This is a genomic window from Stenotrophomonas maltophilia group sp. P373 (genome assembly GCF_053295075.1).
Map to the genome: position 1 here is coordinate 3535813 of NZ_CM129994.1, position 21667 is coordinate 3557479.

The 21667-nt window shown below is 67.9% G+C and carries 23 protein-coding genes, 1 tRNA gene and 1 other RNA gene; 22 read left to right on the top strand and 3 right to left on the bottom strand.

What is annotated here, in order from left to right; translation table 11 throughout:
- Positions 1 to 8: 8 nt before the first annotated feature.
- The 8 genes from fdxH to selD all read left to right on the top strand — a co-directional run bounded on the left by fdxH (position 9) and on the right by selD (position 7602).
- Complete coding sequence (fdxH, locus tag ACSYHF_RS16345; RefSeq protein ID WP_053500839.1) at positions 9 to 926, top strand: formate dehydrogenase subunit beta; 918 nt, start codon at positions 9 to 11, stop codon at positions 924 to 926.
- Positions 923 to 1570 carry a formate dehydrogenase subunit gamma gene (locus ACSYHF_RS16350; RefSeq protein WP_005418959.1) on the top strand — a complete coding sequence of 216 codons (648 nt, stop codon included), beginning with the start codon at positions 923 to 925 and terminating at the stop codon, positions 1568 to 1570. The genes fdxH and ACSYHF_RS16350 overlap by 4 nt, the downstream gene beginning before the upstream one ends.
- Positions 1571 to 1840: 270 nt before the next feature.
- Positions 1841 to 2056 (top strand): hypothetical protein, encoded by a 216-nt coding sequence (locus tag ACSYHF_RS16355; protein ID WP_134955450.1) that lies wholly within the window; start codon positions 1841 to 1843, stop codon positions 2054 to 2056.
- Positions 2037 to 3020, top strand: coding sequence for a formate dehydrogenase accessory protein FdhE (gene fdhE / locus ACSYHF_RS16360; RefSeq protein WP_065179096.1), 984 nt, complete (start codon positions 2037 to 2039; stop codon positions 3018 to 3020). Before ACSYHF_RS16355 ends, fdhE begins: the two co-directional genes overlap by 20 nt.
- Before the next feature lie 3 nt (positions 3021 to 3023).
- The gene (selA, locus tag ACSYHF_RS16365) at positions 3024 to 4448 is read left to right on the top strand and encodes an L-seryl-tRNA(Sec) selenium transferase (RefSeq protein ID WP_164230423.1); all 1425 of its coding nucleotides are present in this window, start codon (positions 3024 to 3026) and stop codon (positions 4446 to 4448) included.
- Positions 4445 to 6376, top strand: a complete 1932-nt coding sequence (selB, locus tag ACSYHF_RS16370) for a selenocysteine-specific translation elongation factor (RefSeq protein WP_447575810.1) — start codon at positions 4445 to 4447, stop codon at positions 6374 to 6376. Before selA ends, selB begins: the two co-directional genes overlap by 4 nt.
- A gap of 24 nt (positions 6377 to 6400) precedes the next feature.
- Positions 6401 to 6496 (top strand) — tRNA-Sec (locus ACSYHF_RS16375).
- A gap of 26 nt (positions 6497 to 6522) precedes the next feature.
- Positions 6523 to 7602, top strand: coding sequence for a selenide, water dikinase SelD (gene selD / locus ACSYHF_RS16380; RefSeq protein ID WP_005418964.1), 1080 nt, complete (start codon positions 6523 to 6525; stop codon positions 7600 to 7602).
- Positions 7603 to 7659: 57 nt separating this feature from the next.
- On the opposite strand, the gene ACSYHF_RS16385 is transcribed toward selD, so the two are convergent.
- Positions 7660 to 8520 (bottom strand): YicC/YloC family endoribonuclease, encoded by an 861-nt coding sequence (locus ACSYHF_RS16385; RefSeq protein WP_005418965.1) that lies wholly within the window; start codon positions 8518 to 8520, stop codon positions 7660 to 7662.
- Between the two features lie 124 nt (positions 8521 to 8644).
- Here ACSYHF_RS16385 and rph point away from each other — a divergent pair, with 124 nt between their 5' ends.
- The 7 genes from rph to pepQ all read left to right on the top strand — a co-directional run bounded on the left by rph (position 8645) and on the right by pepQ (position 15893).
- A complete protein-coding gene (gene rph, locus ACSYHF_RS16390; RefSeq protein WP_188247721.1) occupies positions 8645 to 9370 on the top strand; it encodes a ribonuclease PH in 726 nt (241 codons plus the stop codon).
- Positions 9367 to 9756: a VOC family protein gene (locus ACSYHF_RS16395; RefSeq protein WP_447575811.1), complete on the top strand. Its 390-nt coding sequence runs from the start codon at positions 9367 to 9369 to the stop codon at positions 9754 to 9756. Before rph ends, ACSYHF_RS16395 begins: the two co-directional genes overlap by 4 nt.
- On the top strand, positions 9753 to 10349 hold the full coding sequence (gene rdgB / locus ACSYHF_RS16400) for an RdgB/HAM1 family non-canonical purine NTP pyrophosphatase (protein WP_188247722.1): 597 nt from the start codon (positions 9753 to 9755) through the stop codon (positions 10347 to 10349). The genes ACSYHF_RS16395 and rdgB overlap by 4 nt, the downstream gene beginning before the upstream one ends.
- A gap of 56 nt (positions 10350 to 10405) precedes the next feature.
- Positions 10406 to 11632: a radical SAM family heme chaperone HemW gene (gene hemW / locus ACSYHF_RS16405; RefSeq protein ID WP_447575812.1), complete on the top strand. Its 1227-nt coding sequence runs from the start codon at positions 10406 to 10408 to the stop codon at positions 11630 to 11632.
- Between the two features lie 203 nt (positions 11633 to 11835).
- Positions 11836 to 14115, top strand: a complete 2280-nt coding sequence (locus ACSYHF_RS16410; RefSeq protein WP_447575813.1) for a DUF1631 family protein — start codon at positions 11836 to 11838, stop codon at positions 14113 to 14115.
- Positions 14112 to 14486, top strand: coding sequence for a PilZ domain-containing protein (locus ACSYHF_RS16415; protein WP_005418979.1), 375 nt, complete (start codon positions 14112 to 14114; stop codon positions 14484 to 14486). The genes ACSYHF_RS16410 and ACSYHF_RS16415 overlap by 4 nt, the downstream gene beginning before the upstream one ends.
- Positions 14487 to 14561: 75 nt before the next feature.
- Positions 14562 to 15893, top strand: coding sequence for a Xaa-Pro dipeptidase (gene pepQ, locus ACSYHF_RS16420; protein WP_065179103.1), 1332 nt, complete (start codon positions 14562 to 14564; stop codon positions 15891 to 15893).
- Positions 15894 to 16488: 595 nt separating this feature from the next.
- Here the strand turns inward: pepQ and ACSYHF_RS16425 are convergent.
- Both ACSYHF_RS16425 and ACSYHF_RS16430 read right to left on the bottom strand, forming a co-directional pair.
- Positions 16489 to 17811: an aminopeptidase P N-terminal domain-containing protein gene (locus ACSYHF_RS16425; RefSeq protein ID WP_088123875.1), complete on the bottom strand. Its 1323-nt coding sequence runs from the start codon at positions 17809 to 17811 to the stop codon at positions 16489 to 16491.
- A 5-nt stretch (positions 17812 to 17816) separates the two neighbouring features.
- On the bottom strand, positions 17817 to 18365 hold the full coding sequence (locus ACSYHF_RS16430) for a UPF0149 family protein (protein ID WP_005418994.1): 549 nt from the start codon (positions 18363 to 18365) through the stop codon (positions 17817 to 17819).
- A 154-nt stretch (positions 18366 to 18519) separates the two neighbouring features.
- On the opposite strand from ACSYHF_RS16430, the gene ACSYHF_RS16435 reads away from it, so the two are divergent.
- The 7 genes from ACSYHF_RS16435 (at position 18520) to ACSYHF_RS16465 (ending at position 21665) form a co-directional block, all read left to right on the top strand.
- Entirely contained in the window at positions 18520 to 18741 is a 222-nt protein-coding gene (locus ACSYHF_RS16435) for a TIGR02449 family protein (protein ID WP_005418996.1), read from the top strand.
- Positions 18738 to 19034: a cell division protein ZapA gene (locus ACSYHF_RS16440; RefSeq protein ID WP_005410899.1), complete on the top strand. Its 297-nt coding sequence runs from the start codon at positions 18738 to 18740 to the stop codon at positions 19032 to 19034. Before ACSYHF_RS16435 ends, ACSYHF_RS16440 begins: the two co-directional genes overlap by 4 nt.
- Before the next feature lie 153 nt (positions 19035 to 19187).
- Positions 19188 to 19373, top strand: a non-coding RNA gene (gene ssrS / locus ACSYHF_RS16445) — 6S RNA.
- Positions 19374 to 19456: 83 nt separating this feature from the next.
- Positions 19457 to 20050, top strand: coding sequence for a 5-formyltetrahydrofolate cyclo-ligase (locus ACSYHF_RS16450; RefSeq protein WP_032954483.1), 594 nt, complete (start codon positions 19457 to 19459; stop codon positions 20048 to 20050).
- The gene (locus ACSYHF_RS16455) at positions 20047 to 20526 is read left to right on the top strand and encodes an EVE domain-containing protein (protein ID WP_005419001.1); all 480 of its coding nucleotides are present in this window, start codon (positions 20047 to 20049) and stop codon (positions 20524 to 20526) included. Before ACSYHF_RS16450 ends, ACSYHF_RS16455 begins: the two co-directional genes overlap by 4 nt.
- Positions 20527 to 20549: 23 nt before the next feature.
- Complete coding sequence (rpiA, locus tag ACSYHF_RS16460) at positions 20550 to 21197, top strand: ribose-5-phosphate isomerase RpiA (protein WP_005419003.1); 648 nt, start codon at positions 20550 to 20552, stop codon at positions 21195 to 21197.
- 21 nt (positions 21198 to 21218) lie between these two features.
- Positions 21219 to 21665, top strand: coding sequence for a DUF192 domain-containing protein (locus ACSYHF_RS16465; protein ID WP_005419005.1), 447 nt, complete (start codon positions 21219 to 21221; stop codon positions 21663 to 21665).
- Positions 21666 to 21667 lie beyond the last annotated feature (2 nt).

A 21667-nucleotide genomic window follows, 5' to 3' on the forward strand; every position in this document is an offset into this window, starting at 1 on the left:
GACACGCCATGCCACTGCAATCGCTGGACATCATCCGCCGCTCGGCCACCACCACGCCCTCGCCGGAGGCGCGGGGCGCGCACACCGGCCAGGTCGCCAAGCTGATCGATGTGAGCAAGTGCATCGGCTGCAAGGCCTGCCAGGTCGCCTGCATGGAATGGAACGACCTGCGCGACGAAGTGGGCAGCTGCGTTGGCAGCTATGACAACCCGCCCGACCTGAGCGAACAGTCGTGGACGGTGATGAAGTTCCGCGAGTACGAGGACGAGAAGGGCAAGCTGGAGTGGCTGATCCGGAAGGAGGGCTGCATGCACTGCAGCGACCCGGGCTGCCTGAAGGCCTGCCCGTCGCCCGGCGCGATCATCCAGTACGCCAACGGCATCGTCGACTTCCAGGAAGAGAACTGCATCGGCTGCGGCTACTGCGTGACCGGCTGCCCGTTCGACGTACCGCGCATCTCCAAGAAGGACCACAAGGCCTACAAGTGCACGCTGTGTTCGGACCGGGTGGCGGTCGGCCAGGAGCCGGCCTGTGTGAAGACCTGCCCGACCGGGGCGATCACCTTCGGCAGCAAACAGGCGATGACCGAGCACGCCGCCGGACGCGTGGAAGACCTGAAATCACGCGGCTATGAAAACGCCGGCCTGTACGACCCGCAGGGCGTCGGCGGTACCCACGTGATGTACGTGCTGCAGCATGTGGACAAGCCCGAGCTCTACGCCGACCTGCCCAAGGACCCGCGCATCAGCCCGATGGTGGAAGTCTGGAAGGGCGTAGCCAAGCCGCTGGGCGTGCTGGCGATCGCCGCCACGGCCTTTGCTGGCTTCCTGCACTACATCGGCATCGGCCGCAACACGGTCAATGACGAGGAAGAAGAACAAGCCGAGCACGAGGCGAAGAAGATCGAAGAGGAGCAGCGGCCATGAAGTACGCCCCGCACCCGCGGCAGATCATCCGTTACCGCGCGCCGACCCGCATCAACCACTGGATCGTGGCGATCTGCTTCGTGCTGACCGCGCTGTCCGGGCTGGCGTTGTTCCACCCTGCCCTGTTCCCGCTGACCCAGCTGTTCGGTGGCGGACCGTGGACGCGCATCCTGCATCCGTTCATCGGCCTGGCCATGGTGGTGGGCTTTGCGCTGCTGGCGTTGCGCATGTGGCGCGACAATCTGCCGACCGCCGACGACCGCGCGTGGATGCGGGGCATGCGCGATGTACTGCGCAACGAGGATGAAAAGCTGCCGCCGGTCGGTCGCTTCAATGCCGGCCAGAAGCTGCTGTTCTGGGCCATCATCGGCTGCCTGTCGGCACTGCTGCTGACCGGCTTCGTGATCTGGCGGCAGTACTTCAGCCATTTTTTCCCGATCGGGGTGATCCGCTTCTCGGTGCTCGCCCATGCGTTGTTCGGCTGGGTGCTGATCTGCGCGATCGTGGTGCACATCTATGCGGCGATCTGGATCAAGGGGTCGGTGCGGGCGATGACCCAGGGCAAGGTGACCTATGGGTGGGCGTACAAGCACCACCGACAGTGGTTCCGGGACATCCTGCGCGGGCGGCGGGAACAGGGGTAGCTGCAGGGCCTGCGGCCCTGCACCTGCTTCAAGCCAAGGCAACAGCAACAGCGGCTATCCGTGGGATGGCGGGGTGGATCCGGTTGCGGGAGACGCTGCAAGTACCCCTCCGGGGCCCGGCCCAGCCGCTGGCGGCTGTGCGTTCGGGCGCTTGCGAAGCAGTGCTTCGCAAGCAAAGCGCCCTCACCCATGTAAGCTCGGTCGCCGCATGCGGCTCACGCTCCCGCAACCGGACCCACCCCGCCTTCGACAGTTGGCCGCGATCTGTCGGTGGGTGCCGACCGTTGGTCGGCACTGATCGAATCCCGACCAACGCTCGGGATCCACTTTCAACCAACCGATGGGGTCAGAACCGTTTTCCTGTGGAAAACGGATCTGACCCCAACCTTTCAAATGGCCGGCAACACGCTGGACGCCAGCGCCGACAACAGCGAGGATGGAGCCTGGTTCTTCTGGCTGGCCCTGCATGGCGCAACGCATCCTTGAACCCGGTGAGATCGAGACGCTCGCCTCGCGCGATGTGCCGCGCATCATCCTGCCTGATACCGGGTCACTGTTCGCTACGCGCGCGGCACGCCTGCGCAGCCTGGCCGCGCACAGTGCCATCGGTGGCTACCTGCAGCTGCTGGCGGCGCTGGCCGATGCACAGCAGGCGCTGCTGGATGAGTTGACGCCGCAGCAACGCGAGGGGCTTCAGGCACAGGCGCGCGCGCAGCAGTCGAGCGCGGCGGCTAGCGCCGGCATGCCGTTGCGGCCGGCCAACACACTGCAACTGGATGGGCGCTGGCGCGACTGGCTGCGCACCCTGTGCCGGCACTGTGCCGACGAAACCGGGCTGCCTGTGGAAACCCGGCAGGAACTACAGCGCGTCGCCGCCGCTGATGATGCGTGGCTGGATGCACAGGCGCATGCGGTGCTGGAACGCGATGACGCGCCCTCGGTCGACGCCGTCGCTGCGCTGCTGGTGATGAACGCGCTGCAGGTGTACTGGGCGGTGCTCGCCGCCAGCTTCCATCCGACCGACCTGAAGCCGCTGGCCGATGCGCCAGGGTTGTGCCCGCTCTGTGGCACGCTGCCGGTGGCCAGCGTGGTGCAGGCGCGCCCGCCCTACGCCGCCTATCGCTACCTGTCGTGCTCGCTGTGTGCCTGCCAGTGGCATTACGTGCGCGTGCAGTGCAGCCAGTGCGGCGCCGCCGGCAAGGACATTGCCTATCGCGCCCTGGCCGAGGTGGACGGTGACAGCGGCGAGGCGGTGCGCGAGAGTGCGGTGCGCGCCGAGACCTGCGACCACTGCCACAGCTATCGCAAGATCCTGTACCTGGAGAAAGATCCATCACTGGAGCCGGTGGCCGATGACCTCGGCACGCTGGCGCTGGACCTGCTGCTGGCCGAGGAAGGCTATGCGCGCGCCAGCCAGAACCCGCTGCTGTGGCAATCCGACGGCGACTGACCTATGCCACGCACGCACGCCACGCCGGCATCGGCCGCCGCCCTGCCTTCGCTGGACCGGCTGCTGCGCCTGCCTGCGTTGTCGGCCATGATCGAACGCCACGGCCGCAGCCGCATCACCCAACTGCTGCGCGCGCACCTGCAGGAACTACGCGACCGTATCAGCGCCGCGCAGCTCTCGGCCGAACGCCTCGAACAGGCCATCAACGGCCCGTCGCTGGTCGCGGCGCTCGGCGCCGCACTGGCGGCCGACGCACGCCTGGAGCTGCAGCCGATGTTCAACCTGACCGGCACCGTGCTGCACACCAACCTGGGCCGCGCGCTGTTGCCCGATGCCGCCGTGCAGGCGGTCACCCGCGCAATGACAGCGCCGGTCGATCTGGAATTCGACATCATCCGCGGCCGCCGCGGCGACCGCGATGCACGGGTGCAGGCGCTGGTCTGCGAACTGACCGGCGCCGAAGCCGCCACCGTGGTCAACAACAATGCGGCGGCGGTCCTGCTGCTGCTCAACAGCCTGGCCAACCGCCGCGAGGTGGTGGTGTCGCGCGGCGAACTGGTGGAGATCGGCGGTGCCTTCCGCATTCCCGATGTGATGCGCAGCGCCGGCGCGCGACTGCTGGAAGTGGGCACCACCAACCGTACCCACCCGGCCGACTTCGCCCATGCCATCGGCGCACGTACCGCGTTGCTGATGGAAGTGCATGCCAGCAACTACGCGATCACCGGCTTCACTGCCAAGGTCGACACTGCGGCGATGGCTGCGATCGCGCACGAGCACGGCCTGCCGCTGGTGGTGGACCTGGGCAGTGGCAGCCTGTGTGACCTGGCGGCCTTCGGCCTGCCGCACGAGCCCACCGTGCAGGAAGCACTGGCGGCCGGCGCCGATCTGGTTTCGTTCAGTGGCGACAAGCTGCTGGGCGGCCCCCAGGCCGGCATCATCGCTGGCCGCGCCGACCTGATCGCGCGGATCAACCGCAATCCGCTCAAGCGGGCGCTGCGCATGGACAAGATGGGCCTGGCCGCACTGGAAGCCGTGCTGGCCCTGTACCGCGAACCGGAACGGCTGGCACTGCGGCTGCCGACCCTGCGCAGCCTTTCGCGCCTGCGGGATGACATCGATGAGCAGGCACACCGCCTGCTGCAGCCGATGCGCGCGTCGCTGACCGCCGGCTACGCGCTTGAACGGGCCTCGATGTACAGCCAGATCGGCAGCGGCGCGCAGCCGCAGGCGCAGCTGGCAAGCGCCGGACTGCGCGTTACCAGCGCGCGCCGCGGCGGGCTGGATCGCTTGGCCAAGCGCTTGCGCCAGCTGCCGCGGCCGGTGCTGGGCCGCATTGCCGATGACGCGCTGTGGCTGGACCTGCGCTGCCTGGAACCCACCGACGAAGCCGCCTTCCTCGCGCAATGGAGCACGCTGCAGGCATGATCGTCGGCACCGCCGGGCATATCGACCATGGCAAGACCAGCCTGGTGCGCGCACTGACCGGCATCGAAACCGATCGCCTGCAGGAAGAACGCACGCGCGGTATCTCCATCGAGCTGGGCTATGCCTATGTCCCGGTGGAAAGCACAGGCGGCGGGAGTGCCGAAGCGACGCTGGGCTTCGTCGATGCGCCGGGCCATGAACGCTTCGTGCACACGATGGTGGCCGGCGCCACCGGCATCGATGTCGCCCTGCTGGTGATCGCCGCCGACGACGGTGTAATGCCGCAGACCCGCGAGCACCTGGCAATCCTGCAACTGCTGGGCGTGGACCGCGGCGCGGTAGCCCTGACCAAGATCGACCGTGTGGATGCGGCGCGCCTGGCCCGGGTCGAGATCGAGATCGCCGCGCTGCTGGCCGGAACGCCGCTGCAGGATTCCCCCGTATTCGCCTGCAACAGCACCGCACCAGACGATTCTGGCATCAACGCGCTGCGTACCCAGCTGCACGCGTGGGCGTCGGACAACGCCAACACGCGCCAGGCCGAACTGCGCAGCGAGCTGTTCCGCATGCCGGTGGACCGCGTGTTCTCGCTGGCCGGCCACGGCACGCTGGTGACCGGCGCAGTGCACGGCGGCATCGCTGCCATGGGTGAGCATCTGCAGCTGATGCCGGCCGCCACTGACGTGCGCGTACGCAGCATCCACGCGCAGAACCAAGCCAGCGAACACGCCATGGCCGGGCAGCGCTGTGCGTTGAACCTGGCTGCCATCGCCCGCGACGACATCCACCGTGGCGACTGGATCGCCGACCCGCGCGCCCTGCTGGCGACCCGTCGCGTCGACGTACGCCTGCGGCTTTCCGCACTGGCAACACCGTTGCGCGACTGGGCGCCGCTGCACATCCACTGGGGCACGATGCACCGGCAGGCCCATGTGGTGCTGCTGGAGGACGTCGATCACGGCGACGGACAGTTGGTGCAACTGGTGTTCGATGCACCGGTCTGCGCGATGTGCGGTGATCGCTTCATCGCCCGTGATTCAGGGGCCATCCGCACGCTGGGTGGTGGCATCGTGCTCGATCCGGACCCGCCACAGCGGCGCCGGCGCAGCCAGGCACGGCTCGCCTGGCTGGGCGCACTGGAGCAGCTGGCCACAGGTGCGGGAATCGGCCCGCTGTTGCAGCAGGCTTCCTTCGGCATAGCCATGGCCGCCCTGCAACGCTACTGCCGGCGCGCGGCCGACCGGATCGAACTTCCCGCGGGCACGCGGCGCATCGTCACCCGCGAAGACACGGTGGTCATCCTTGCCTCGCACTGGCAGGCGCTTCGCGAACAGGTGATCACGTCGCTGCGCAGCTGGCACGAGCGACGTCCGGACGAGCCCGGTGTTGATAGCGGGCGCCTGCAGCGCAGTACGCTGCCCGCGCTTGCAGCGAGCCTGTGGAATGCCCTGCTGCAGGGCCTGCTGGACGACGGCAGCGTGCAGCGCGTGGGCGCCTGGTGGCGCCTGCCCGGCCATGACCATGCGCCACCGGAACGCGAACGACTTCTGCTCGAACGCGTGCTGCCGCAGCTGCACGCCGGTCGCTTCGATCCACCGTGGGTGCGCACGCTGGCCACCGACGTTGGTCTGGCCGAAGACGAGGTCCGCGCCGTCCTGCGCCGCGCTACCGCGCGTGGCGAACTGTTCCAGGTAGTGCCGGACCTGTTCTATGCACCGGCCCGCATTGCCGAGCTGGCCGCGATCGTCGCGCAGCTGTCGCAGGCCACCGGCACGGTGGATGCGGCCACCTTCCGCGATGCCATCGGCCTGGGCCGCAAGCGCAGCATCCAGATCTTGGAGTTCTTCAACCACGTTGGCTACACTCGACGCGTCGGTGACCAGCATCGGCCGCGCGGCGACCTGCAGTGGAACGCAGCCCGCGACTGAGCCCACCGGTGCCGCCGTACTTTCGGAAGGCATGCGCATCCGGGCATGCGGCTGGGCTTCAAACCCAGTAGGGGGCGTCGATCGTTCCCTGGTAGGTTCGACTCCTGCTGCCTTCCGCCATTGGTGTTTCCGCAGGAGATGTCGGCATGGCCACGCACGCGCAGTCCCCCGCCCCTTCAACGGTCGATGCCCCGCAACGACTGACTTCGCTGGCACACGGCGGCGGCTGCGGCTGCAAGATCGCGCCGGGCGTGCTGTCCGAACTGCTGCGTGGCGTGCCAGCGCTTCCGGCACCGGCCGAACTGCTGGTCGGCCGCGAGACCAGCGACGACGCCGCGGTGTACCGCCTCGATGACCGCCAGGCAATCGTCGCCACCACCGATTTCTTCATGCCGATTGTCGACGACCCGTTCGACTTCGGCCGCATCGCCGCCACCAACGCGCTGTCGGACCTGTACGCGATGGGGGCACGACCATTGTTCGCGCTGGCCATCGTCGGCATGCCGATCAACACGCTGCCGCAGGAGACCATCCGCGGCATCCTGCAGGGCGGCGAGCGTGCCTGCGCCGATGCCGGCATCGTGGTCGCTGGAGGCCACAGCATCGATTCGGTGGAACCCATCTATGGCCTGGCCGCGATCGGCGTGCTTGACCCGCAGCGGCTCAGGCGCAATGCCGATGCCCGCGCCGGCGATGTGCTGGTGCTGGGCAAGCCGTTGGGCGTGGGCGTGTATTCGTCGGCGCTGAAGAAAGAAGTGCTGGACGCCGACGGCTACCAGCAGATGATCGCGTCGACCACCCGCCTGAACACCGTGGGCGTGGCCCTGGCCGCGCTGGACGGTGTGCACGCGATGACCGATGTCACCGGTTTCGGCCTGCTCGGCCACCTGCTGGAAGTGTGTCGCGCCAGTGGTGTCGCTGCGGAGGTGGACAGCGCACAGGTGCCGCTGCTGCCTCAGGCCCTGGAGCTGCTGCAGCGCGGCTGCTTGACCGGCGCGTCCAACCGCAACTGGGCCTCGTATGGTGCGGAGGTGCGTTTCGCCGATGGGTTGCCGGCACACTGGCAGCCGCTGCTGACCGACCCACAGACCAGCGGTGGGCTGCTGGTGTCCTGCGCCCCGGAAGCGGTGGACGCGGTGCTGGCCTGCTTCCACGACGCAGGGTTCGGCCAGGCAGCCGTGGTGGGGCGATTGGGCGCGGGCCTGCCGGGTGTCAGCGTCCGCTGAGACGCTGTAATGAGAAGGGCGCCCGAAGGCGCCCCTGCTGTAATGCTGGATGCAACATCACTCGATGTTCTGCACCTGTTCGCGGATCTGGTCGATCAGCACCTTCAGCTCCACCGCGGCATTGGACGTACGGCTGTCCACTGACTTCGAGCCCAGCGTATTGGCTTCGCGGTTGAACTCCTGCAGCAGGAAGTCCAGGCGGCGGCCGACCGGCTCGCGCTGCCTGAGCACGCGGCGGATCTCGACAATGTGGCTGCCGAGGCGATCCAGCTCCTCATCCACGTCCAGCTTCTGCAGCCACAGCACCAGTTCCTGCTCGGCGCGGCCGGGGTCGACCGGGTGCGGCAGGTCGGCCAGGCGTGCAGCCAGCTTGGCGCGCTGGCCGTCGCGAATGGCCGGAATCAAGGTGCGCACTTCGGTGGCGATGCGTTCGATGCCGTCCACGCGCTCACTGATGGCCGCCGACAACTTGCCGCCTTCGCGTTCACGCGCCTCGACGAAGCCGTCCAGCACCTGGTCCAGCAGGGCCAGTGCCTCGGCCTGCAGGGCCGCGGCATCGGTGGCCTCGCCACGGGTCACGCCGGGCAGCTGCAGCAGCTCGGTGAAGCTGACCTGCAGGTTGGGGAAATCGGAGGTCAACCGGTGCGCCAGGCGGCCGAGCTGGCCCAGCAGGGCCTCGTCCACCTGCAGGTTGGCCGCTGCTTCCGGCGCACGCAGGCGCATCACCAGATCCAGCTTGCCGCGGCTCAGGCGCGCGGCGATGCGCTCGCGCAGCTGCGGTTCCAGCGCCCGCAGTTCCTCGGGCAGGCGGGTGCCGACCTCCAGGAAGCGGTGGTTGACCGAGCGCAGCTCGCAGCCCAGCGTGCCCCACGGGGTGACCCGCTCGCCGCCGGCATAGGCGGTCATGCTTCGAATCATGGAATGTGTCCGGTGCGTGCAAAGGGGGAATGGTACCCTAGCGCCCTCACCAGAGCCCCCTTGCCCGCCCCGTGAAGGCCGCGGGCGTGGCGGCGTACTCCCTCGCCATTACGGAACCCGCACCATGTCCGATTCCCGCCCCAGCGGCCGCCAGCCCGACCAGCTCCGCCCGGTCGTCATCCAACGCGGCTTCACCCGCCACGCCGAAGGGTCGGTGCTGGTGTGCTTCGGTGAAACCCGCGTGCTGTGCACCGCCAGCGTCGAGAACCGCGTGCCGGGCTTCCTGCGCGGCAAGGGCGAAGGCTGGGTCACCGCCGAGTACGGCATGTTGCCGCGCGCCACCCATACCCGCAGTGATCGCGAAGCGACCCGCGGCAAGCAGGGCGGCCGCACGCTGGAGATCCAGCGCCTGATCGGCCGCAGCCTGCGCGCGTGCGTGGACCGCAACGCGCTGGGCGAGCGCACCATCACCCTGGACTGCGACGTGCTGCAGGCCGACGGTGGCACCCGCACCGCCGCCATCACCGGCGCCTACGTGGCCCTGGTCGATGCGGTGAACGTGCTGATGAAGCGTGGCGACATCAAGCGCAACCCGATCCTGGGCGCGGTGGCCGCGGTGTCGGTGGGCGTGTACCGCGGCACCCCGGTGCTGGACCTGGACTACGCCGAAGACAGCGACTGCGACACCGACATGAACGTGGTGATGAACGACGGTGGTGGCTTCATCGAACTGCAGGGCACCGCCGAAGGCCACGCCTTCCGTCGCGATGAACTGGACGCGCTGCTGGGCCTGGCCGAAAAGGGCGTGGCCGAGCTGCTGGCCGCGCAGCAGGCGGCGCTGTCGGCATGAACCGGCGCCTTGCCCTGAACACCCTGGTGGTGGCCGACTATGACGAAGCCATTGCCTGGTACACCGGCAAGCTCGGCTTCGCACTGCTGGAGGACATCGACCAGGGCCACAAGCGCTGGGTGGTGGTCGGCCCGACCGACGGCAGCGCCGCCGCCCTGCTGCTGGCCCGTGCCAGCGACGAGGCGCAGCGCAGCCGCATCGGCAACCAGACCGGTGGCCGCGTCGCCTTCTTCCTCAACACCGACGACTTCTACCGCGACCACGCGGCGATGCTGGCCGCCGGCGTCGAGTTCCTGGACGCGCCGCGCGAAGAACCCTATGCAACGGTTGCGGTGTTCCGCGATCTGTATGGCAACACCTGGGACCTGCTGGAGCCCCGTCAATGAAGAAACTGGTACTGGCCAGCCACAACGCCGGCAAGCTGGTGGAGATGCAGGAGATCCTCGCCGACCTGCCGCTGCAGATCACCTCGGCCGCCGAACTGGGCCTGGGCGACGTGGAAGAGACCGGCCTGACCTTCGTCGAGAATGCGCTGCTGAAGGCACGCGCGGCCTGCGAAGCGACCGGCCTGCCGGCACTGGCCGATGATTCGGGCCTGATCGTCGACGCACTCGGCGGCGCGCCCGGCCTGTACAGCGCGCGCTATGCCGGCCACCCGACCAACGCCGCGGCCAACAACGCCAAGCTGCTGGACGCGATGGCCGACATTCCCGACGGCCAGCGCAGCGCCCGCTTCTATGCGGTGATCGTGCTGCTGCGCCACGCCACCGACCCGCAGCCGTTGATCTGCGAAGGCCGCTGGGAAGGACAGATCATCCGCGAGCTGCGTGGCACGAATGGTTTTGGCTACAACCCGGTATTCTTGGACACCACCCACGGCATGACCGCCGCGGAAATGGAGCCGGCGCTGAAGAACGCCATCAGCCACCGCGCCATTGCCCTGCACCAGCTCAAGCAGCAGCTGGCGACGCTGTACTGACGCCACCCGATCGAACCAGGGAAGCCGGCCAGTGGCCGGCACTACCGAACAAGCCCATGCCGCACGACCACGACCACTGCAACCACCTGCCGGGCGAAGCCTGCTCCGCTGACCACGACAGCCCGCCGCGACTGGTGCCACCACCGCTGTCGCTGTATGTGCACCTGCCGTGGTGCGTGCGCAAATGCCCCTACTGCGATTTCAATTCGCACCAGGCCAAGGGCGAGCTGCCGTTCGACGCCTACATCGACGCGCTGCTACGTGACCTGGACCAGGACCTGCCGCTGGTCTGGGGCCGGGTGGTGCACAGCGTGTTCTTCGGCGGCGGCACCCCCAGCCTGTTCCCGCCGGAAGCGATCGACCGTTTCCTGCAGCAGGCCAGCGCGCGCCTGCGCTTCGCGCCCAATGCCGAAATCACGCTGGAAACCAACCCGGGCACCGCCGAGCATGGCCGCTTCGACCGCTACCGCGCGGCAGGCGTGAACCGCCTCAGCTTCGGCATCCAGAGTTTCAACGACGCCATGCTCAAGCGCCTGGGCCGCATCCACGACAGTGGCGAAGCCGAGCGCGCGGTGAAGATGGCGCAGGACGCGGGCTACGACAACTTCAACATCGACCTGATGTACGCGCTGCCGGAACAGACCCTGGCCGGTGCCGAGGCCGATCTGGAACGTGCATTTGCACTGCAACCGGCCCATATCTCGCACTACCAGCTGACCCTGGAACCGAACACGGTGTTCTTCGCGCGTCCGCCGCAGGGCATTCCCGATGAAGACAATGCCTGGGACATGCAGGAGCACTGCCAGGCGCTGCTGGCGCAGGCCGGTTTCAGCCAGTACGAAGTCAGCGCCTACGCACGCCCCGGTCGGCAGAGTGCGCACAACCTGAACTACTGGCGTTTCGGCGATTACCTGGGCATCGGTGCCGGCGCGCACGGCAAGATCAGCTCGGGTGCCGAAGAACACGTGCTGCGCCGCTGGAAGCTGAAGCACCCGCAGGCCTACCTGGACAGCGCGGGCACCCCGGCCTCGTTCGGTGGTGACGACGTGATCGCGCCGGAGCGGCTGCCGTTCGAGTACATGCTCAACCTGCTGCGTCTGCACGAAGGTTTCGGCCTGCGCGATTTCGAGTCGCGCACCGGGCTGCCGCGCAGCGTGCTGGACGCACCGCTGGCGGAGGCCGTCCAGCGCGGCTGGCTGGATGTGGCGGACGGCCATGTGCAACCGACCGAGCTAGGCCGTCGATTCACCAACGATGTGGTGAGCCTGTTCCTGGAGGAATAGACCTTCCCGCCGTTAGCGGATAGTGCCGGCCGCTGGCCGGCACTCCGGCGGAGACAGCGCTGCCGGCCCACGACCGGCACCACCGTTCATCCGTCGTCCCTCCCCAGCGGACGTGAGACACGTTCACCCTAAAGTAGCGCCGACTGCGGCCGACACGGTAGATTCACAAGATCGATCCGCGGGAATCCGGGTACCGCTCGCCGATGTCAGCTGTCTTTTCCATTACCTCTGCCGACAAAGCCCGCCTGGCCGCCAGCGACCTGCCACCGCGGGTGCGTGAGCTGCTGGGCGCGTTGATCGGCCTGTGCCGGCAGACGCTGGCCGCGCCGCTGATCCTGACCGTCGAAGCGTTGGAGCAGACGCTGCTGCACGACGCGGATCGCGCGCGCAATCCGCAGCTGCAGGCGGAGCTGATGGCCCAGCGCGGCCAGTTGCATGCCTTTTCCGGTCATTTCGCTGACCGCATGCTTGATGCCGTGGCCGATGCGCTGATACGGCTGCGCGAACCCACGGCCCACTTCAGCCCCGGTTCCACGCCGCCGCCGCAGCCCGGCATGCTCGGGCTGTCGCTGGTCGATGAACATGAAGTGGACCGCGACCTGCTGCTGACCGAGATGGTGCGGAGGGAGACGCTGCGTTCGACCAACACGCTGAACCTGCTGGGCCAACGCCTGGGCGTACTGGCGGCGGCACCGGCCTTCGAGGCCGACACCCTGCCGCTGGCACCACAGGCACTGTGCGCCATGCTGCGCCGGATTGCCGAACAGGATTCGCTCACTGTCGACGTTCAGCTGGCGCTGTACCGCAGCTTCGAACGCCAGGCGCTGGAACGCCTGGGCGACATCCTCGACCGTGCCAATGCCCTGTTGGCCCAGCATGGCGTGCTGCCCGGCCTGGTCTACACCCCCTATCTGGCGCGTTCATCGAGCACCCGGCGGATCATCACCCAGTCGGTGGGCGGTGGTCGCGCCACGCAGCCGGCAAAGCGTGCCGCCGCGCCACTGACCGGCTGGAACGGATCGGCACCGGCCGGCTCCTGGTCGAGCCTGGTGCAGGACGCTTTCCAGGATGACAGCACGGCCGGCGCGGCCTTGCCGGGCTTGACCACCTCCACGGGCAGCGCGCTGCATGCGCTGCTGCAGCAGGCACGCCATGCCAGCGCAGCACCTGCGGATCGCGATGCAGTGCCGAGCGCGGCCGTGGATGCGGTCCTCGCACGCTTGCAGGCGCAGTCCAGCGCCGCCACCGGCGTAGCCGACCTGCAGGCAGCCGTGGTGGCGCAACTGCGCAGCGAGCATGGCACGCAGGCCCAGCTGGGCAGCCACGACCGCGACAGCCTCGACCTGCTGCGCATGCTGATGCAGCACGTGCAGCAGCAGCAGCGTCCGGACCCGGTGCCGGCCGCCCTGCTGGCGCGCCTGCAGGTGCCGCTGGCACGTGCGGCAATGGCCGACCCCGGCTTCTTCGTGCGCGACGAGCACCCCGCGCGCGAACTGCTCAACCAGATTGCCGAAGTCGGCGCCAACTGGCTGGCCGACGATGATGTCGACCCGCAGTTGCTGCAGCGCATGGCACAGAGCGTGCAGGGCCTGCTGGGCCAGGATGCGCGGGCGCCGGAGGCCTTCGCCAGCGCGAACGAGGACGTGCAGCAGCATCAGCGTGCCGCAGCGCATCGCGCCGAGCTGGCCGAGCGCCGCCATGTGGAAGCTGCACGCGGCAAGGAGCGGCTGGAACTCGCGCGGCGACAGGCCAGTGCACAGATCGACCAGTGCTGCGACGCGCAGGAGCCGCCCCGCTTCGTGCAGACCCTGCTGCGTCAGGCCTGGGCCGATGCCCTCACCCTGACCCGCCTGCGCCACGGCGACGATTCACCGCAGTGGCAGGAACGCCTGCAGCAGACCCAACGCATCGCCGCCATCACCGCGCAACCCGTTGATGCACCCGGCGGCACCGATGCAACGCTTGCTGCCGAGGTCGAGGCCGCCCTGCTGCAGGTCGGCTACCACGCCGAGGAAGCCGCCGCCGTCGCACGCAGGCTGGCCACGCCTGGCGGCGAGGACGAGAGCACCTCGCGTACCGAACTGAGTGCCCGCCTGAAGGCGCGCGCGCGCCTGGGCGAGCACGCCGGTACGGCCGCCGGCACGACGCCCGCCACACCGCGCAGCAGTGCCGAGGAAGCCGCTTACCAGCAGCTGTCCTCCCTGCCCTTCGGCAGCTGGTTCGACATCGATACCGGCGATGGCACACTGCGCCGCCAGCGCCTGTCCTGGTACAGCCTGCTGACCGACCACGCCCTGCTGGTCAATCCGCGCGGGCAGAAGATCGCCGATACCGACCTGGATACGCTGGCCCGGCAGATCAGTGCCGGCCAGGCGCAGCTGGTCACTGAGGACAAGGCCCGGCTGGTTGACCGTGCCTGGGAGGCCAGCCTTGGCGCATTGCGTGCACTGGCGGCCGGCCATACGCAGGAGACTTCCGCATGATCACCCAACCGCCGCAGGATACCCGCCGCGCGCCGCGCCGCCAGGTCTCGGACCTGGTACCGGTCACCGACCAGATGCGCGAAAGCGTGGTCGGCCGGCTCGGCAATATCTCCGAAACCGGCATGCTGATGCTGGCCAGCGCACCGTTGCGCGAGGATGCGCTGTACCAGTTGCGCTTCCCCTTGCCGCTGGGCGATGGCCGCCACCAGGACATCGACGTGGGCGTGCACCTGCTGTGGAGCGAACCCGCACACGCCCCCGGACAGAGCTGGACCGGCTTCCGCTTCCTCACCCTGTCGCGCGAGCATCGGCAGCTGCTGCGCCAGTGGGTGGGCGAAGACAGCGACGAGGGGCCGGTTTCGACGGCCTGAGTGCCGGTTCCAGCACAGCGGTTTTTCCCGCTATGCGGCAGAATCTAGGGCCGTTTTCCGTGTCGAGCCACCGCAATGATCCAGCAAGACCCCGGCGCCCTGTATCCCGACCACCTGGCCGTGCTGTGCCGACGTGCCGAACAGGCGCTGGCCCGCGGCGGCTTCGACCACCTGGTGGTGCCCAGCGGCACTCTGCACTACCAGGTGTTCGATGATCGCGACTACCCGTACGCGGTCAATCCGCAGTTCAAGGCCTGGCTGCCGCTGACCCGCGTGCCCAACAGCTGGATCGTGTTCAGCCCCGGCAAGCGCCCGGCGGTGATCTTCCACCAGCCCTTCGACTACTGGCACGTGGTGCCGGATGCCCCCAGCGGCTGGTGGGTGGATCACTTCGACATCCACATCATCCGCAAGCCGGAAGACGCGCTGGCGCTGCTGCCGGCCGATCCATCGCGCTGCGCGATCCTCGGCGAGCCGCAGAGCGCGCTGGGCAACTACGTACCGAACAACCCGGCGCCGGTGGTGAACTACCTGGAATGGCACCGCGGCAGCAAGACACCGTATGAGATCGCACTGATGCGCCAGGCCCAGGTGCTGGGCGTGCGCGGCCACCGCGCTGCGGAGGCCGCATTCCGCAATGGCGCCGACGAGTTCAGCATCCACATGGCGTACTGCCAGGCAGTCGGCCAGGATGCCAATGAGCTGCCGTACGGCAACATCGTGGCGCTGAATGAACATGCCGCTGTGCTGCATTACACCGAGCTGGGCCGCAAGGCACCGCAGCCGCTGCGCAGCTTCCTGATCGATGCCGGCGCCAGTGCCCACGGCTACGCCAGCGACATCACCCGTACCTACGCCGCGCAGGGCCACGACGAGTTTGCGGCGATGATCGCCGCCGTCGACGCCGCCCAGCAGCGGATGTGCGCAGCGGTGCGCCCGGGCTTCGACTACAAGCAGCTGCACGTGGACGCACATCTTTCGCTGATGGGCGTACTGAAGGACTTCGGCGTGATCAAGGTCTCGCCGCAGACCGCGCTGGAGACCGGCGTCAGCGCCGCGTTCTTCCCGCATGGTATCGGCCACCTGATCGGCCTGCAGGTGCACGACGTGGCCGGTTTCGCGGCCAGCGACGAAGGCGGCCGCATCGAGCGCCCGGCGGGCCACCCGTACCTGCGCCTGACCCGCGTGCTGGAACCGGGCATGGTGGTGACCATCGAACCGGGCCTGTACTTCATCGACATGCTGTTGAACGAAGTGAAGGACGCCGGCCACGGCGATGCGATCAACTGGGACCGCGTGGACTTCTTCCGTCCGTATGGCGGCATCCGCATCGAAGACGAAGTGCTGTGCACTGATGGCGAGGCGGACAACCTGACGCGGCCGGCGTTTGCGGCGGCCAACGGCTGAGCCCCTCGTGGTGTGACGCTCAGGTAGAGTCGACTGTTAGTCGACTGGCATCATGCGTGATGCGCGCTTGGCGGGGCGGGTAGGCCATGCAGGGGACGCTGCAAGTACGTCCCTGTAAGCTCGATGGCGCCATCCATGGCGCCAACGCCCCTGCATGGCCCACCCGCCCCACCTTTGACAGTTTCCTGCGCGCGTCCAACCACGGAAAAGAAAAAGAAAAGCAAAAGCGGGTCGCTTGCTGCGCTCACTCTGTGTCACCAAGGTCGACACCCACCAACAGCCGCGCGCGCCAACAACCGCAATTGCCAGTAGATTCACGCCATGCGTGGATGATTCATTCGATGTCAGACAGATGTGCCGACCAACGGTCGGCACCCACCGACAGCGCACGGGATCTGTCAGAGGCGGGGCGGTGTGGGTGGGCAGGACCGTTGGCGCCATGGATGGCGCCATCGAGCCCCCATGGATGGGTTTACGGCGTGTCCTGACCACCCACACCACCCCGCCATCCCACGCAATGCCGCTCTTGCTTCGGCCGTTGCCGTTGCTTCGGCTTGCAGCGGGTGCAGGGCCGCAAGCCCTGCAGAAAAACACCCTACCCCGCCATCACCGCTTCGATCTCATCGGCGCTGCGCGCCAGGCCTTCGGTCAGCACGCGATGACCGTCATCGGTGATCAGCACATCGTCTTCAGTGCGGATGCCGATACCGCGCCAACGCGGTTCCACCGTCGTGTCGTCCACGCCGATGTACAGCCCCGGCTCGATGGTGAACGCCATGCCAGGCTCCAGAAGGCGTGAATCACCGGCGAGGCGGTAATCGCCTACATCGTGCACGTCCAATCCGATCCAGTGGCCGGTCTTGTGCCGGTAGAAGCGCTGGTACAGGCCTTCGGACAGATTCTTTTCCAGCGTGCCCTTCAGCAGGCCCAGCCGCAGCAGGCCCTCGGTCAAGGTCTGCACTGCGGCCAGATGGCCGGCCTCGTAGGGCACGCCCGGCTTGGCCTGGGCCAGCGCCGCCGCCTGCGCTTCACCGACCAGGTCGTGCAGCGCGCGCTGCTCGGCACTGAAGCGGCCGTTCACCGGGAAGGTGCGGGTGATGTCGCTGGCGTAGCCGCGGTACTCGGCACCTGCATCGATCAGCACCAACTCGCCATCGCGCGACCGCGCGTTGTTGTCGCGGTAATGCAGGATGCAGCCGTTGCGGCCGGCACCGACGATGCTGCAATACGCAGGCACCGCATCGCTGGCGCGGAACACGCGTTCCAGCTCGGCCTGCAGCTCGTACTCGTGGATGCCGGCCCTGGCGGCCTTCATCGCCGCCAGATGCGCACGCACGCTGATCTGTGCGGCGTGGTGCATCAGTGCCACTTCGGCGCCGGATTTGAACAGGCGCTGCTCGTGCAGCAGGTGGCCCAGCTCCAGGAACTCATGTGGCGGCTGCGCACCGTGGCGTACCTGCGAACGCACGCGGTTGACCCAGCCGATCAGCTTCAGATCGAAGTCGGCGTCGCGGCCGAAGTGGTAGTAGACGCGCGAGCGCCCTTCCAACAGGCCCGGCAGGATGTCGTCCAGATCATCGATCGGGTAGGCATCGTCCATGCCGTACTGCGCTACCGCGCCTTCCTGGCCGGCGCGACTGCCGTCCCATGCCTCGCGCTCGGCATCGCGCTCGCGGCAGAACAGGATGGCCTCACCGTGGCGGCGGCCCGGAATCAGCACCAGCACCGCTTCCGGTTCCGGGAAGCCGGTCAGGTACTGGAAATCCGAATCCTGGCGGAACGGATAATGGGTATCGAGGCTGCGCACCTTCTCGGCTGCGGCCGGCAGTACCAGGATCGCATCCTCGCCAGCCATGTCCATCAGCTGGCGGCGGCGACGCTTGTATTCGCCGGCCGCGATGCCGGTGCGCTGCTTGATATCCATCAGTTCAGGCGCTGCCGATGGCGCGCGGCCAGCACCACGTCGCCGTGCAGCAGCAGCACCGCCACGCGGATGAATTCCTCGATCTCCGACAGGGCTTCGTCGTCGTCATCGCCGCCGGCCTCGAAATCCTCACTGGACGCACGCGCCAGGCTGGCCATGTCGGTCAGCGCTTCTTCGCCCTCTTCGGACAGGGCCGGGCGGCGGCCGCCGCTGCCCAGGCCGAAGCCGCCCAGGAACGAGCGGGTCCAGCTGAACATGGCATCAGCCTGCGCGGACACGTCGTCGCTGTCGGCGAGCAGCAGTTCGAAGGCGAAGTCGCGGTCTTCCAGCTGCTTGATGGTGGCCTGCAGCAGCTGCCCCAGCACGCTGTCGGCGGCCACCGGTGGCAGGGTGTCGTCGGCCAGCACGCGCGCCGGCCAATCGTTGCCGGGGGCGCCGCCGGCGGCCAGCCAGCCGCACAGCGCTCCGTGCAGCTCGGCAGCGGTAGCGCCCAGGCCCAGCGCCTGGCTGGCGCGGGTAACGTCGTCGACGGAGGGAAGTTCGGTCATCGTGCGGCTCGTTCGGAATAAGGAAACCCGGGGTGCGCACGCGCGCGCCCGTGAGACCCCGTAGTGTAGCAACCCTGCGGCATCCTCTCGTGGCCGTCCGGCCTTGCTGCGACAGCGCTTGACCGCCCTCACCCGGCTTGCCTATCGTGCCCGCATGGAACCCGCCGATCCCCTTGCCCAGCTGCAGGACTTTGCCGCCCGCGTGGACGCGTTGCTTGAACGCAACCAGCGCCTGGCCGAGGAGAACCGCAGCCTGCGCCACCAGCAGGAACAGCTGGTGGCCGAGCGCTCGACGCTGCTGGCCAAGAACGAACAGGCGCGCTCGCGGGTGGAAGCGATGATCAGCCGGCTCAAATCCCTGGAGCAGCACACATGAGCGCCGAACCGGTCAGTGTCCGCATCCTCGATCGTGAATACACCGTAGGCGTCGGCGGCGACGAACGCGACAGCCTGATGGCTGCTGCGCGCCTGCTCGATGCGCGCATGCGCGAGATCCGCGGCAGCAACCGCATGGCCGCCGTCGACCGCGTCGCCGTGCTGGCCGCGCTGAACCTGGCCCACGAACTGCAGCTGCTGCGCGACGAGAACGCCCGCCAGGCCGTGGCGCTGCAGCAGACGCTGGCCGACCTGAACCGGCGCCTGGACCGCGCCATCGACGGCACCCCATAGAAAAAGGGGACGGAGGGAATTAAGGCGCATTCGCCCCTTCCGTGCTGGAAACGCCTTAATTCCCTCCGTCCCCTTTTCGCTTGTCTGAATTGGCACGGACTGTTGCCGACGAACGGCCTATCCAGATCCTGCGTGCTGGCTATAATGGCCACGCGTTCTCTGCGGTACTCGACGGCATGTGCAAACATTCGCCTTGTCCCTTAAGAACGACACCGGGAGCGCGACAGCGCCGGGAGTGCAGGTCCGCCTTGTAGCGGGAAGCCCGATGGTTCTCCAGCGTTCCCACTTGAGCCCCCGGGTTCAAGGTCGTTTCGCATGCATCGACATTGCGGAGAATGCAATATTCCAGCAAGGGCGGCGTCTTCGGGCGTCGCCCTTGTTCTTTCCGGCACAATGATGGCTGATCCTTGCCGCTCGCTGCCATGACCGACCCGCGCCAGGCCCTGCGCCACGACCTGCGGCAACGCCGCCGTGACCTTAACGCTGGTGAGCGCATCGCCGCCGCCGAATCGCTTGCCGATGCCCTGCTCGCCCTGCCGTTCGCCCCGCGCGAAGGCGCCGTGGCCGGCTACTGGGCGCTGGATGGCGAAATCGCCCTGCACCGCTGGCAGCTGCAGCTGCCCGAAGGACTCACCTACTGCCTGCCGGTGCTGGCCGGCGACGTGCTGCGCTTCGCACCATGGCGGCCCGGGCAGCCGCTGACCAGCAACCGCTATGGCATCCCCGAGCCGGACGTGGCCGTGGAAGACACCCTGGAACCGGAACGGATGGCGCTGGTCGTGACCCCATTGGTGGGTTTCGACGCACAGTGCCGCCGGCTGGGCATGGGGGGCGGCTGGTATGATCGCAGCTTCGCCTTCCGCCACGACCGGCCGGCGCCGCCCTGGCTGGTCGGTGCTGCGTTCGCGGTGCAGCAGGTCGAGTCCTTGCCGGTGGCGTCGTGGGACGTGCCGGTGGATGCGATCTGCACCGAAGACGGCACCCTGTTCCCCTCCGCTGCCCCCGTGAACGCATGACCGCCCGCAAGCGCTACTGGCTGATGAAGTCCGAACCGGACGCCTTCTCCATCGATGACCTGGCAAAGGTCAAGGTCGAACCCTGGAACGGGGTGCGCAACTACCAGGCGCGCAATTTCATGCGCGATGGCATGCAGGTGGGCGACGGCATCCTGTTCTACCACTCCAACACCAAGGTGCCCGGCATCGTCGGCCTGGCCACCGTCGCCAGCCCAGCCTACCCGGACGACACCCAGTTCGACCCGAAATCCGACTACCACGACCCCAAGAGCACGCGCGAAAACCCGCGCTGGATGCTGGTGGACGTGGCCTTCGACCGCAAGCTCAAGCAGGTGATCGCGCTGGACGAGATCAAGCTGCACGCTGACGAGCTCGGCGAGGGCTTCCCGCTGGTTGCCAAGGGCAATCGCCTGTCGGTGTTCCCGGTGACCGCCGCGCAGTGGAAGCTGCTGCTGTCGCTGGAAAAGAAATCCTGATTCCCCGCCTGAGAGTTCTTCCCATGTCCGAAGCCAAGCGCCTGGCCGCCGAGAAAGCCATCGAGTACGTCGAAGACGGCATGATCGTCGGTGTCGGCACCGGTTCCACCGTGGCCTATTTCATCGATGCCCTGGCCCGCATCCAGCACCGCATCAAGGGAGCCGTGTCCAGCTCCGAGCAGAGCACCGCACGCCTGAAGCAGCACGGCATCGAGGTGATCGAGCTGAACCACAGTGGCAACCTGTCGCTGTACGTCGATGGCGCCGACGAGTGCGACCCGAACAAGTGCCTGATCAAGGGCGGCGGCGCCGCACTGACCCGCGAGAAGATCATTGCCGAGGCCAGCGAGCGCTTCATCTGCATCGTCGACCCGAGCAAGCAGGTGCCGGTGCTGGGCAAGTTCCCGCTGCCGGTGGAAGTGATCCCGATGGCGCGCAGCCTGGTCGCCCGCCAGATCCGCGACATGACCGGCGGCCAGCCGACCTGGCGCGAGGGCGTGGTCACCGACAACGGCAACCAGATCCTGGACATCCACAACCTGCAGATCACCGATCCGGAAAAGCTGGAGCGCGAGCTCAACCAGTTGCCGGGCGTGGTCTGCGTCGGCCTGTTCGCGCGCCGTCGCGCCGATGTGGTGATCGTCGGTGGCGAGCCGCCGGTCGTGCTCTGACCCTTCCCAAGGATCCTGACAATGTCGCTGTTGCGTTCGCTGCTGATGCTTCCGCTGCTGGCCCTGGCCGGCTGCGCCACCGACGCGGCCCGCCATTGGGTCGAGCTGGACGGCGCCCGCTACCAGGTCGAGCTGGCCACCAACGATGAAACCCGCGCGCGCGGGCTGATGTTCCGCGACCAGATGGCGGCCGACCACGGCATGCTGTTCATCCACGACCGCGAGGAAATGCAGGCGTACTGGATGAAGAACACCAAGATCGCGCTGGACATCCTTTACTTCGACAGCCAGCGCAAGCTGGTCAGCCAGCAGCGCGACGTACCGCCGTGCTCGGCCGGCGACATGTGCCCGCCCTATCCCAGCGGCGGCCCGGCGCGTTATGTGCTGGAACTCAACGCCGGCCAGGCCGAGAAGCTGCAGCTCAAGGACGGCACGGAGCTGAAATTCGGTCCGGGCATCGAAAAATAACG